The organism is Vibrio sp. 10N.286.52.C3, assembly GCF_041468865.1.
Lineage (GTDB): Bacteria > Pseudomonadota > Gammaproteobacteria > Enterobacterales > Vibrionaceae > Vibrio > Vibrio crassostreae_C.
This window is the reverse complement of record NZ_JBFRJM010000061.1, coordinates 97,719-111,286: the sequence shown is the minus strand read 5'-3', so window position 1 is coordinate 111,286 and position 13,568 is coordinate 97,719. Positions and strand designations below refer to the sequence as shown.

12 protein-coding genes are annotated in these 13,568 nt (G+C 45.3%); 1 reads left to right on the top strand and 11 read right to left on the bottom strand.

Annotated features, from left to right (window positions below; all coding sequences use genetic code 11):
* Positions 1–82 precede the first annotated feature (82 nt).
* The 10 genes from hflX to prmB all read right to left on the bottom strand — a co-directional run bounded on the left by hflX (position 83) and on the right by prmB (position 12,395).
* Complete coding sequence (hflX, locus tag AB4138_RS19305) at positions 83–1,450, bottom strand: GTPase HflX (protein ID WP_017080345.1); 1,368 nt, start codon at positions 1,448–1,450, stop codon at positions 83–85.
* 293 nt (positions 1,451–1,743) lie between these two features.
* On the bottom strand, positions 1,744–2,856 hold the full coding sequence (locus tag AB4138_RS19300; RefSeq protein WP_102384921.1) for an ABC transporter ATP-binding protein: 1,113 nt from the start codon (positions 2,854–2,856) through the stop codon (positions 1,744–1,746).
* A gap of 6 nt (positions 2,857–2,862) precedes the next feature.
* Positions 2,863–3,720, bottom strand: a complete 858-nt coding sequence (locus tag AB4138_RS19295) for a carbohydrate ABC transporter permease (protein ID WP_004736059.1) — start codon at positions 3,718–3,720, stop codon at positions 2,863–2,865.
* A complete protein-coding gene (locus tag AB4138_RS19290) occupies positions 3,717–4,655 on the bottom strand; it encodes a carbohydrate ABC transporter permease (RefSeq protein WP_010439457.1) in 939 nt (312 codons plus the stop codon). Before AB4138_RS19290 ends, AB4138_RS19295 begins: the two co-directional genes overlap by 4 nt.
* 181 nt (positions 4,656–4,836) lie before the next feature.
* Positions 4,837–6,084, bottom strand: coding sequence for an ABC transporter substrate-binding protein (locus AB4138_RS19285; RefSeq protein ID WP_017066147.1), 1,248 nt, complete (start codon positions 6,082–6,084; stop codon positions 4,837–4,839).
* Positions 6,085–6,195: 111 nt separating this feature from the next.
* Entirely contained in the window at positions 6,196–7,641 is a 1,446-nt protein-coding gene (locus AB4138_RS19280) for an ATP-binding protein (protein WP_372307302.1), read from the bottom strand.
* Positions 7,642–7,686: 45 nt separating this feature from the next.
* Positions 7,687–8,415: a response regulator gene (locus AB4138_RS19275; RefSeq protein ID WP_017060637.1), complete on the bottom strand. Its 729-nt coding sequence runs from the start codon at positions 8,413–8,415 to the stop codon at positions 7,687–7,689.
* Between the two features lie 159 nt (positions 8,416–8,574).
* Positions 8,575–10,032: a protein adenylyltransferase SelO gene (locus tag AB4138_RS19270; protein WP_065583674.1), complete on the bottom strand. Its 1,458-nt coding sequence runs from the start codon at positions 10,030–10,032 to the stop codon at positions 8,575–8,577.
* A 535-nt stretch (positions 10,033–10,567) separates the two neighbouring features.
* Positions 10,568–11,209 carry a LysE family translocator gene (locus tag AB4138_RS19265; protein ID WP_017060639.1) on the bottom strand — a complete coding sequence of 214 codons (642 nt, stop codon included), beginning with the start codon at positions 11,207–11,209 and terminating at the stop codon, positions 10,568–10,570.
* A gap of 253 nt (positions 11,210–11,462) precedes the next feature.
* Positions 11,463–12,395 (bottom strand): 50S ribosomal protein L3 N(5)-glutamine methyltransferase, encoded by a 933-nt coding sequence (gene prmB, locus AB4138_RS19260; protein WP_017060640.1) that lies wholly within the window; start codon positions 12,393–12,395, stop codon positions 11,463–11,465.
* Positions 12,396–12,457: 62 nt separating this feature from the next.
* Between prmB and smrB the strand changes: the two genes are divergently transcribed.
* A complete protein-coding gene (gene smrB / locus AB4138_RS19255; RefSeq protein WP_017064096.1) occupies positions 12,458–12,988 on the top strand; it encodes an endonuclease SmrB in 531 nt (176 codons plus the stop codon).
* Between the two features lie 111 nt (positions 12,989–13,099).
* On the opposite strand, the gene sixA is transcribed toward smrB, so the two are convergent.
* Positions 13,100–13,564 carry a phosphohistidine phosphatase SixA gene (gene sixA, locus AB4138_RS19250; RefSeq protein WP_017064097.1) on the bottom strand — a complete coding sequence of 155 codons (465 nt, stop codon included), beginning with the start codon at positions 13,562–13,564 and terminating at the stop codon, positions 13,100–13,102.
* Positions 13,565–13,568: the final 4 nt, after the last annotated feature.

Below are 13,568 nucleotides of genomic sequence, written 5' to 3'. Positions count from 1 at the left end.
GTTAATTAAGCTCAACGAATAAAAAAAGCGACCTTAACGGGTCGCTTTTCTTTTGGTCATTTTTCTTAAGCTAGCTAAAAGATTAAGACTTCTGCATACGCTTTTTCAGTCGCGCTAAATCAATGGCGCTTGAACGAACCGTTAATTTGATGTGTTCGTAGTCGTACTCTTCTTTAACCACACTCATGTTTGAGCGAATCTCGCCGATGATGCCTTGTCCAGAATAAGGGATAGTGATCTCTTCTTCGATCATGCCTTCTTCAGCAACACCAACGATGTACTTGTGCAGCTTCGTAATATCTAGCGGATCACGAGTCGACGTTAGCATCGCATCTGGGAATTCTTCGATCAGCTCTAATTGCTGTTCTTCAGTCAATCTATCGCACTTATTCAGCACTAATAGTTTTTCGCTACCTTCAACGCCCACTTGTGCTAATACGTCGTGTACGACATCAAGCTGAGCTCGGAACGAAACGTCAGAAGCATCAACCACATACAAAAGCAATGAAGCATCATGCGCTTCTGCTAGCGTTGAGTGGAATGAAGCAACCAGATCGTGTGGCAGTTTCTTGATGAAACCAACGGTGTCTGAAACCAAGATACGTGGCTGAGTAATCGGCTGAAGTGCACGAACCGTAGTATCTAGCGTTGCGAACAGTTTATCTTCACCCACCACTTCGGTTGCGGTCATTGCACGCATCATCGAAGACTTACCGGCATTGGTGTAGCCAACTAAAGCAACAGTGAAAAGCTCCGCGCGCCTTGTGCGTCGGGTCTTCATTTCATCTTGTACGCTTACTAGCTCACGCTTAAGCGCAGCAATTTGGTCACGTACGTTACGACGGTCTAGCTCTAGTGATGTTTCACCTGCGCCCTGACCCATTTGACGCTCTTTATCACCCTCAGCCGTTTCACGAAGTCGTGGCACTAAGTAGTTTAGACGAGCGATATCAACTTGCAAACGAGCGGTACGAGTACGAGCGTGACGGCTGAAGATTTCGATGATGATGCCAGTACGGTCAAATACTTCCACACCCAAACTCGCCTCAACAGTACGCATTTGAGATGGGCTTAAATCACAGTCAAATACCACAACATCAGCGGCACCGTATTGGAAGTTGCCCGTTGGAAGATCATCAAAATCTAGCTCATCGATTTCAGTATTAAAATCAAACGACTCATCAATAAAGTCTTCATCTTCTGCTTCTTCAATAGAGCCTTGATAACCAGTTAGATGTGCAATTTCAGCAAGCTTACCGGCACCCAACACGTTTTGTCGTTGTGATGAGCTGTGATGTTGCGATTGCGTACCTACGACTTTAAACCCTAGGGTTGTCACTAAGCGAGCAAGTTCGGCAAGAGACTCTTTTGCTTCGTCACCTTTAAAATCCGGTGTCGTAATAGAAATAAGTAAAGCGTTATTCGCCGCTGGTTTTGCTGTTAGTTTCATGTATTCTTCTGTTTATGCACCAAGGTGCAACCTAGTTTTTGGTCTAAAGTAGTGTGATCCTACGCGTTTCTACGTCAGCTTTATAGAGCTAAGGGATACTAAATCAAGATATTATTGCAGTAGAAGCATATATATCGTTTATCCCTCTGTTTTTATAAGGGATAAAAAGCAAGTATAGACAACGAAAAAGACAGCATCACATTACTTATTACTAGTTGGTGATACTGCCTTTGATTTAGACATGAACTTTGATTGTTAAACTAACTCAGCAACTAGAAGTTAGAAGTTAGAAGTTAGAAATCGATTCTCGCTTCGGTTTGAGCATCGAAGAATACCGCTTTGGATAGGTCAAAATGCAGCGGTGCCATTTGCCCAACGGACACTTCAAATTCTGGCGATAAACGACACGCGACTTCTTGGTCGTTCACTTTAACCATCGCAATAGTATCTGGCCCTGTCGGTTCCAATACCTCTAGTTGTAAGTCTAGCTTTGTAGAGGCAGAAACATCATCACCCTGCTGCTCAGTAATGTGCTCAGGACGTAGCCCTATCACCAACTCTTTGCCATCTTGGTCGCGCATACTCTTTGGCAAACGAATGTGGTGTTCTTGCTCCGCCGTGCCAGTTACTTTGATGATCGGATTCTGTTCCTCATCCAAATCCACCATGGTCTTAATGAAGTTCATGGATGGTGAGCCCATAAAGCCCGCCACGAACATGTTATTTGGCTTGGTGTAGATCTCTTGTGGTGTGCCTAACTGCTGCAGTTCACCATCTTTCATTACTGCGATGCGATCAGCGAGTGTCATAGCTTCAATCTGATCATGGGTTACATAAACAATCGTGGTATTCAGCTTCTGGTGCAGACGCTTTATCTGATGACGCATCTCAACACGCAACTTGGCATCCAAGTTTGAAAGCGGCTCATCAAATAGATACAGCTTAGGACGACGAGCTAGAGCGCGTCCCATCGCGACACGTTGACGCTGACCACCAGAAAGTTGCGATGGTTTACGATCAAGCAACTGTTCGATTTGCAGCATTTCAGCCACTCGATTTACCTCTGCATCAATATCTTGCTGCGGCATCTTGCGGATCTTCAAACCGAAAGCGATATTGCCGCGTACCGTCATGTTTGGATAAAGCGCGTACGACTGGAATACCATCGCGATATCGCGATCTTTAGGTTCAACCTGCGCCACGTCTATGCCATCAATTACAATCTCACCCGAGCTAATATTCTCTAGCCCAGCGATGGTGTTCATCAAGGTGGATTTCCCACACCCCGAAGGGCCGACAAGTATCAAAAATTCCCCCGAATCGATACTGATGTCGATGCCCTTTAACGTTTCGTTGTCCGCGTTGCGATAGGTTTTACGGATCTGTTTTAAATCTAATGTTGCCATGGGTAATTATCCTTTTACTGATCCTGCCGTTAGGCCACGAACAAAATATTTTCCTGCGAAGACATACACCAACAGCGTTGGCAGTGCGGCGATGATCGCGGCAGCCATGTCGACGTTATATTCTTTAACGCCAGTGCTGGTGTTGACTAGGTTGTTTAATGCCACGGTGATCGGCTGAGTATCTGAGCCGGAATAGACCACTCCAAACAAGAAGTCATTCCAAATCGCGGTGAACTGCCAGATCACCGTCACCATAATGATTGGTGTCGAGATCGGTAATAAGATCTTGAAGAAAATCGTAAAGAAGCCAGCACCATCGAGCTTTGCCGCCTTGATCAATTCATCAGGAATCGAGATATAGAAGTTACGGAAAAACAGTGTGGTAAATGCCATACCGTAGATAACGTGCACAATCACCAAGCCGATGGTTGTGTTCGCTAGCCCCATCTTGCCGAGCATGGTTGCCATTGGTAGTAGCACCACTTGGAATGGAATGAAGCAGCCAAATAACAACAAACTAAAGAACAGGTTTGAACCTCTGAATTGCCATTTCGTCACGACATAGCCATTGAATGCACCGAGCAATGTTGAAATCGCAACCGCAGGAATCACCATTTGGAACGAGTTCCAGAAGTAGCCTTTGATGCCTTCACATTTCACGCCTGTACAAGCGGTGTCCCACGCTTTATACCAAGCGTCGAACACCCACTCTTTTGGCAAGCTCATCAGGTTGCCCGCCTTGATATCAGGCAGAGTTTTGAATGACGTCAGCGCCATTACGAACAATGGCATTAGGTACACTAAACAGAAGAAAAGCAGTGCTGAATAAATAAAGATTCGAGCAAAATTGATGTTATTCATCATGACTTTTTCTCCCTAAGTTCAGAGTAAAGATAAGGCACGAGAATCGCTAAAATGCCGGCAAGCATCATCATGGCACTGGCAGCACCAAGGCCGATTTGTCCACGAGTAAAGGAGTGGGCGTACATGAATAGCGCAGGAAGATCCGATGAATAACCCGGGCCGCCTGCCGTCATTGCCGTCACAAGGTCAAAGCTCTTAATTGCAATATGAGAAGTAATGATCACCGCACTGAAAACCACAGGGCGCAAGCAAGGTAAAATGATTTTGAGATAGATAGTGGGTAAGCTTGCCCCATCGATTTGAGCCGCTTTGATGATTGAAGAATCGATGCCACGCAGACCTGCTAAGAACATCGCCATCACGAATCCAGAAGACTGCCAAAGTGCCGCGATAACCAAGGTGTAAACCGACATTTCAGAATTGACGAGCCAATCGAATTTGAAGTCAGTAAAGCCCCAGTCTTGCATCAGCTTTTCAATGCCAAGACCCGGGTTAAGAATCCATTTCCAAGCCGTACCTGTCACGATGAATGACAACGCCATTGGGTAGAGATAGATAGTGCGAATCGCGCCTTCTTGACGGATGTTCTGGTCAAGTAATACCGCTAAACCAACACCTAGCAAGATAGCAATCGCCATGAATAGAAAACCAAACACACCGAGGTTGGTGATAGAGGTGATCCAACGATCGTTATCCATCAGCTTTTCATATTGGGTTAAACCAACGAAGTTGAAGCTCGGAAGAAATCGAGAATTCGTAAACGACAGCGCCGCCGTCCAGAATATATAGCCGTAGATACACACCACGGTCACTAACGCGGTCGGCGCCAGTACAATCTTGGGTAACCAATGTTGCAACCTGTCAGCAAAGCTAGGCTTGGGCGCAGGCTGGCTCCTTGTGGGTTTTGGAGTCGACTCAGTCAAAACATGCTCCATAACTTATCCTTGTTGCACAATCGAGCCAATGGCTTACCTTTCGGCACCACATCAGCATCACGCATATCAGAATTGGGAGTGAAGAGTAGATAGGCTCCCTACGAGCCTACCCACCCTGGGGGTTTGGTAAAGCAACACAACCCGTCACTCACGTGCGTTGTGTGTCGCTTATCAAGTTATATTAGATAGCCGCTTTCACAGCTTTCGCTAACTTAGCCGCCGCTTGTTTTGGATCGGCATCTTTTTCGTTGAAGAAGTTGGTTACCACGTCGTAAATCGCGCCTTGAGCGTAGCTTGTTGTCGCTAGGCCGTGAGCCATACTCGGAACAAGATCGCCAGATTTCGCACTCGCTTTGAAGGTTGCCATTGAATCCAACGCACATTGGTCGAACTTAGACATGTCCATATCTAGACGTACAGGGATAGAACCCTTGTTAAGGTTGAAGACTTCTTGGAAATCTTTGGTAAGAATGGTTTTCGCTAGGTCTTGCTGCGCTTTTTGGTTCTCTTTGTCACTCAGCTCAAAGAACGCAAAGCTATCGATGTTGAAAGTGAATTGGCCATCAGTGCCCGGTGCTGGTGCACAGATGTAATCTTTACCCGGTACTTTGCCTGCCGCAGTAAATTCACCTTTCGCCCAGTCACCCATGATCTGCATTGCCGCTTCGCCATTGATAACCATCGAAGTTGCTACGTTCCAATCACGACCCGGAGAGTTGCTGTCGATGTAATCACGCATCTTTTTGAACTTGGTGAACACTTCCACCATTTTGTCGCCAGATAACACGTCCATATCCAGATCAACGAACGCTTTGTTGTAATCTTCACTGCCTAGTACATCAAGTGCTACAGCTTCGAAGACTGTCGCGTCTTGCCAAGGTTGACCACCGTGAGCCAGTGGAATGAAGCCAGCCGCTTTAATCTTGTCTGCGGCAACAAAGAACTCATCTAACGTAGTTGGAACCGTCACGCCTGATTTTTCTAAAACAACAGGGTTCGCCCAAAGCCAGTTAACACGGTGAACGTTGACAGGAACTGCGACATATTCGCCATCCCACTTCATCACTTTAGTGACCACTTCTGGCAGTAGCTCATCCCATTTTTCTTGTTTCGCAGTTGCATCGAGAGACGTTAGAAAACCTAAACCACCCCACTCTTGAATATCATGACCTTTAATCTGCGCCGCAGATGGAGGATTGCCCGACACTGCTCGAGTTTTCAAAACAGTCATCGCACTTTCACCGCCGCCACCAGCAACAGCGAAATCTTTCCAAGTATGGCCTTGTTCTTCAATCATCTCTTTCAGTACAGCTGCGGATTTCGCTTCGCCACCGGCAGTCCACCAGTGAAGCACTTCCACTTCACCAGCTTGAGAAAATGTTGAGGCAGCAAGAAGAGATAGAGTAAGTAGGGTTTTATTGATTTTCATTATTATCTTCCATGTTTTAGCGGACTCGACGTCCGGTTCAATACAGAGTCTACTTATTCTGATTTGTAAGATTGAAACAAAAGGTAAGCTCAATGTAACACAATTGTTACATTAAACTTCTAGGCCGCGTGGAATATAGACTTTAGCTTCTAAGCCGCCTTGAGGGGAGTTACGAATAATGAGATCTCCGCCGTGTCCATGCAGGATATTTCGGCAGATCCCGAGGCCAAGACCGTGTCCTTGATCATCCGTTGCTAACCTAAAGTAAGGTTCAAAAACTAACTCTAGCTTGTCTTCTGGAATACCGAGACCACGGTCTTGAATGGTCACGACCACCCAAAGATCATCACCGCTGATTTCAACAACTGCTGAGGAACCATACTTAACCGCGTTGTCGATTAAGTTGGTGAGTACACGCTTTATCGCCAGTGGTTTAGCGACCAATGGCTCAATGACGACCGGCTCGAACTCAACCTTTGTCTGATACTGGTTATGAGATTCAATCACTGCAAGTACCATTTCGTTGAGGTCAATAATGGCATTATTCTCGTGTAGATCGGTGTCTCTTACCGCTTGCAAAGCACCTTTAACCATCATCTCAAGCTCATCGAGATCTTTGTTGAATTTGTCTTTCTTTACTTCACTCTCCAACAACTCTGCACGCAATCTAAGCCGTGTTATTGGTGTCTTTAAATCATGTGAGATTGCAGAGAAAAGGTGCTCACGGTCGGCAACATAGCGACGAATCCGTTGCTGCATTCGATTAAACGCTCGGGTCGCCGTCACCAGCTCAGTAGCCCCCTCTTCGTTAAGTGGCGGCTGCTGAATATCCATACTCATCTCATTGGCCGCTCTTGCTAATTTTTTAAGAGGGCGTACTTGCCGACGAATCATCAAGTAAGTCAAAACCAAAAGAATGAGGGTCGAGGAAACTAAGAAGATCACCTGTTCTCTGCCGAGAATCGTATCGTCGAGTTTGACGTAAGGCGCAGGCAACAACGCGGCGATATACACCCATTCATGACTGGCTAATTCTATCTGAACAACCAGAATAGGAGGGTTAAGAGGTTCTAAGGTTAAAGTATGATGTGCCCACGATCGTGGGAGATCGCTCAAGTAGATGTCATTTTTAAGCAAACGAAGATGTTCAGGGCGAGAGAAATCAACCCGCACTGATTCGACTTTATTGAGCTTGCTACTCAAAACACTTTCGATCGCTTCAATCGAGGCGGTTTTTAAACGGGTATCAGGGATCTGTTCGACAATCAACGCCTCTTTATTGAAAGAAACGAAGAAGCGCGTACCGCCCATATTGCGGATTTGATCCAACACGATATGGCGATATTTAACGGGCAGAGACTGGAAGAAAGTCACCGTCGAGGCAAACATATTGGCCATGCTTGAAGAGGCAGAACGAATCCCCTCCAGTTCTTTGTGTTTGGATTCGCTATACCAAATAGACGTTGCGATACCTTGAGCTATCACCACAGCTAACAAGGTCAGTAACAATGTTCTGGCAACCAAAGAGTTTGGCTTTAACCGACTCAACCCGTTCATAGGAAATACTTCATTGCCGAGGTGCTCATTAACATCACTTGATTATCAGTGTTCATACTGAACAGGCACAGCGAGGATATAGCCATTACCGCGCATGGTTTTGATGTAGTGAGGATACTTGCCACTGTCGCCCAATCGGCTTCTCAGACGACTAAGCTGCACATCAATGCCTCGCTCAAAAGGCAACGCTTCACGGCCTCTGGTCGCGAATGAGATAGTGTCACGGTCGAGAACTTCGTTAGGGCGAGTTAAGAACAACATCAACAGAGAAAAATCACTGCCCGACAAATCCATCTCTTCCGAGTTTTCATTGTGGGAAATTCGATGCGCTAACGTATCAAGCGTCCAATCACCAAAAACAATCTGTTTTGGCAATGCATCACTTGTCTTGTCATCCACCACTTGAACGCGGCGCAACAACGCTTTGATACGCGCCATTAACTGACGAGGGCTAAACGGCTTGGCAATGTAATCATCAGCACCAATTTCTAAGCCGATAATTTGGTCGGTTTCATCCGATACGGCAGTCAGCATGATGATAGGCACATTCGATTGCTTACGGACGCGTTGACACAAGGTAAAACCATCGTCACCGGGTAGCATCACATCAAGCAGAATCAGATCTGGATAACCTTGGTTTTGCAGATGAGCTTCTAGTTCAACACCATCTCCCACAGAAGAAACATCGAAACCAGATTTTGTGAGGTACTCTTCCAGCAGCTCGCGGATTTCTTGATCATCATCCACTACGAGAATTCGAGTATTTGTTGGCATCGCCCAAACCTATTAAATTTACAACTTATTCACATAGTGTATAGGCTGGCCGATTGTTTGATTATTGACATGTTTGTAAAGTTAGAAGAACAAACAGATAAAGATCACAACTTAGTGACCTCTATCTGAATCTTTAGGGCTTAATCCGCTATTGGTTGGTTATGAAGAGCAGCTGATCTCCATGGCTTTACCCCACTCAGGAGGTAGAGCCGCAAGGTATTCATAATCCGGGTGTTCCGCATAAGGGTCTGCCAGTACCACCATCAAAGCGTCAATATCGCTGCTATCACCGCGCTCTGCTTTGTCTATCGCTAGCTGAGCTAGGTAGTTTCTGAGGATGTATTTCGGGTTTACCTGTCTCATATTTTCGCAGCGCTCGACCACTGAGCTATCTTCCAATTCGCAGCGTTGTAAGTAGTTATCTACCCACAGTTTTGCTGCCTCTCGATCAATTATCAGATCAATCACTTCTTGTGGCGACAAGGTGTCTAGGTTCGATAGCGTTCTAAAGAACCTTGGGTAGTCGACTTTGTTTTGCGACATCAGCTCGAACATAGATTCAAACAAACGACTGTCGCCTTCTTGTTTCGAAAGTAGCCCCAACTTACGACGCATCATCTGACTAAAGTAACCGTTCATTTGCGGTTCGTACTGCTCTAAAGCCGCCTCTAAGTCGGCCTTATCCACCAGCGGAGAAAGTGAGTGAGCCAGTGCCGACAGGTTCCAAAGCCCTATTCTTGGCTGCTGGTTAAAAGCATAACGACCTTGGTAATCCGAGTGATTACAGATCAATCTTGGGTCATATTCATCAAGAAACGCGAACGGACCATAATCGAAAGTTTGCCCGATGATCGACATGTTATCGGTGTTCATCACGCCATGAGCAAAACCATTCGCTTGCCACAACGCAATCATCTCCGCGGTACGGTCAACAATCTGATTAAACATAGCAGCGTAGGGTTTCTCTTCATCGAGACACTCAGGGAAGTGCCATTCAATGACTTTATCGGCCAGCAACTTATGCTCAGCCAACTGATTGGTATAAAACAGATGTTCAAAGTGACCGAAACGGATGTGTGATTCGGCAGCACGCACCAACAATGCGCCCCACTCTTGCTTCTCTCGATATACCGGTGTGTCGCTGGTCATCATAGCCAACGCGCGAGTGGTTGGGATATTGAGCCCTGCCATCGCTTCGCTACATAAGTACTCACGAACGGTTGATCGAATAACAGCGCGTCCATCGCCCATACGTGAATAGGGCGTTTTACCGGCACCTTTAAGGTGTAAATCGAACGTTTCGCCACTTTTCGCGACAATTTGAGCTAATAACAGCCCTCTTCCATCACCTAAATCCGGGTTATAAGAACCAAACTGGTGGCCTGCGTATTTCATTGCTACAGGCGAAAACTGCTCAGGTTCAACATTGCCAGATAACGTTTCAAGCAATTCCTCGGAAGCATCATCAAATGACAAAAAACCGAGTTCATCCGCAAGCTTATGGTTCCATGCGAGCCATTGGACATTGCTGAGCGGTGTAGGTTGAATTGGGGTATAGAACAGTCGAGGTAATGCAGTAAATCGATTGTTAAATGAAATAGAATCCCAGACAGACATGAGAGATACACTGTAGATAAAAGATAACTTAAGATTATCACAGTTTCGTAACAACTTCAGAAGTGCGATGGCGCTTGTTTATAGAGGTAAGGTGATAAACCATTCCACAGGAAGAAAGTGGTGACTAGGAATAAATTACTGGGGGATGCTTGCTAGAAGAAGATGACTAAGAAAAAGTTAAGTGGCTAGCCTGATGAGAAAAGCCACATTTATAAGAGAAAGAGTTCTGACTTTGAAGACTTTTTAACAAGTGATTTCATAATAAAAACTAAAACTATAGAGCCATGAAGCTGACTACATTAGAGCAAGAATACCCACTAGAGAAAGGGTAGAGAAAATCCAAGTACGACTGATTACGCCAAAGTTACTGTGTTGAATCATTTCTTGATGCTGCATATGTCTCTCCTTGAGAACGTGATGGTGTAACTACAATATATCGGCTTTTCGCCAAAAGCGGCAAGCACATTAATATTAACCTTTTATGACAGCATCAAGAATATTCTGTAATCATTCACCTCTCTGATAAAACAGAAAGTTATGCTCGACTGGTCGTCGAAAGCAGTGCGCCAGCCCCAATAAAGACACCTCCAGTGACACGATTAAAGACCTTGGCTCGACCTTTCGCAAACAACCAATTTGACGACTTCGCCCCCAAGTAGGCATACACCAATAACCAAGACAATTCCATCACTGCGAAGGTAAAAGCAAACACGGTAAACTGTGGTAATAGCGCAATTGAGGGATCAATAAACTGTGGGAAAAGTGCAGTAAAAAACAAGATAGCTTTGGGGTTACTCGCGCCAACAATAAAGCCACTTAAGTAATGCTGCGCAGCGCTTTCTTTGACAGATTGAGCACCGCCTTGTTGATCCGATAACTTGTCATAATCTTGTTGGCTAGAGCGCAGAGACTTCCAACCGAGGAAGATCAGATAAGCTGCACCAGTCCATTTTATGACATTAAATACCACTTCAGACGAAGCAATAATTACCCCTAGCCCGGTAAACGATAAAGTTAAAATACCAGTAATCGCAGTTAAGCTCCCCAAGGCAGTAAATATCGATAATTTAAAGCCAGATTGCACACCTTTGGTCATGCACAATAAAGAACTTGGGCCTGGTGATGCCGTTAAAATTAGCACCGCTAATAAATAATAAATCCATGTATCAAAGCTCATCGTGAATCCTCCTTAACTCACTAAAACGACTAAATATTAAACACCAATATGTAATAAGCCCTCATATTAATCAACTAAATATTGCGCTTAACGTCTTCGATATAAATGCAAACATCTTTAATCTAGGCAATAAAAAACGCCATGCATTGCTGCATGGCGTTTAAATAAAAACGTTTCAAATCGAACGTCTTACTAGATGTCAGGTTCTAAGCTTACAGCCCTAAGATAGGGGCACTAACCTAATAATTGAAACCTAGTCTTTGTAGATAGAGAACTCATCAGCGCAAGCAACAAGCTGCTCACGAGTGATCATGAATACGCCATGACCACCGTTAGAGAATTCAATCCAAGTGAATGGAATCTCTGGGTACTGATCCATCATATGAACCATTGAGTTACCAACTTCACAGATAAGAATACCGTCGTCAGTTAGGTAGTCTGGTGCATTAGCTAAGATGCGACGAACCAATTTCAGACCGTCTGTACCCGCTGCTAGGCCAAGTTCTGGCTCGTGAGTAAACTCATCTGGCAGGCTGTTCATATCTTCTTCGTCCACGTAAGGTGGGTTAGATACGATCAGGTTGTATTTCTCTTTTGGCAAATCACGGAAAAGATCTGAACGGATTGGGAACACTTGCTGCTCCATGCCGTGATCTTGAACGTTCTGCTCTGCAACTTGCAATGCGTCAGTAGAGATATCAATCGCATCTACTTCAGCGTCTGGGAATGCGTGAGCACAAGCAATAGCGATACAACCACTACCCGTACACATATCCATGATGCGAGTTGGCTCTTCAGTTAACCAAGGTTGGAATTGAGCTTCGATCAGCTCACCAATTGGAGAACGAGGCACAAGAACGCGCTCATCAACGAAGAACTCAAGACCACAGAACCAAGCTTTGTTGGTTAGGTAAGCCGTTGGTGTACGATCATTAATACGCTTGATTACGCGCTCAACAATACGTAGACGTTCGCTGCTCGTTAGACGAGAGTTCATCACATGCGAAGGAACATCAATCGGCAGATAAAGAGTAGGTAAGATAAGTTGTACTGCCTCATCCCACGCGTTATCAGTGCCGTGACCATAAAATAGGCCCGCTGCGTTAAAGCGGCTAACAGTCCAACGAATCACATCTTGAAGCGTGTGTAGTTCTGATACCGCTTCTTCTACAAAAATCTTATCCAAAATTGTCTCCGAAAAGCGCTACAATACTGCTAATTACGTTTCTAATTAGAATTCATAACCTGATGAGCAAAAAAGACACCGACTTCGATGACGATTTCGCCCTGTTCAACGATGCAGTAAAGGGCGTTAAAAAGTTGCAACAGGATACCATAGTCCAGCAGCCAAAAAGAAATGCCAAGCAAAAAGAAATTACTCGAACGGCAAGACAAGCCAGTGATAGCGAGTTTTATTTCTCGGATGAGTTCATTCCGCATCTTAGCGAAGACGGTCCGACGCGTTATGCGCGTGATGATGTCTCTAAATATGAGGTCAAGCGCCTCCGTCGTGGTGTCTACGTGCCTGACGTGTATCTCGATATGCATGGTATGACTCAACAAGAAGCCAAACGTGAGCTTGGCGCGATGATTGCGCACTGCGTGAAAGAGAGCGTGGCGTGTGCTTGCGTTCAACACGGTATCGGTAAACACATCCTTAAACAGAAGGTGCCTTTGTGGTTAGCACAGCACCCAGACGTGATGGCTTTCCACCAAGCGCCGTTAGAGTTTGGCGGCAATGGCGCGCTGTTAGTCTTGCTTTCGGTTCCTGAGAAGTAATTCTGGTTAACAAACTCTCTCTCACCAAAAAACAACAAAGGGCATCCCAATCATATTGAGATGCCCTTTCTAATTGTCTGCAACTTTGTCATCAAACAGAGCTCAACGAGCTTATGGATTGATGTTCCAAAGCAACTCACCTTTTTGTGTCTCAAGGTTGAAGTCGATACACGCTAGGCCCGAAGTGGGAAACATAGGCGGCGCCATGCCTGTTGCAAACTCTGCAGTTAGGTAGCCAACTAGAGGTAAATGAGAAACAAATAAAATGGTCTCTAGTTTTTCTACTTCAGCCATTGCTAAGGTCAAATCAAACACATCGTCGGACATTCCATAAGGCGTAATATCATCACAGGTTTCTACTTTCTTTCCAGAAAACGCCTGAGAGATCTCTAACCACGTTTCTTGTGCCCTTAAATATGGGCTCACCAGCACTTTATCGAATTGACTAATCCCCTGCTCATTTGCAGCTTGTGCCACGGCAAGAGAAGCCATTTTCCCGCGCTTGGTCAACGCTCTTTCTGCATCCGAGTTGGCAAAATGTTCTGCTTCACCGTGGCGCATAATGAATATTTTCATGTTC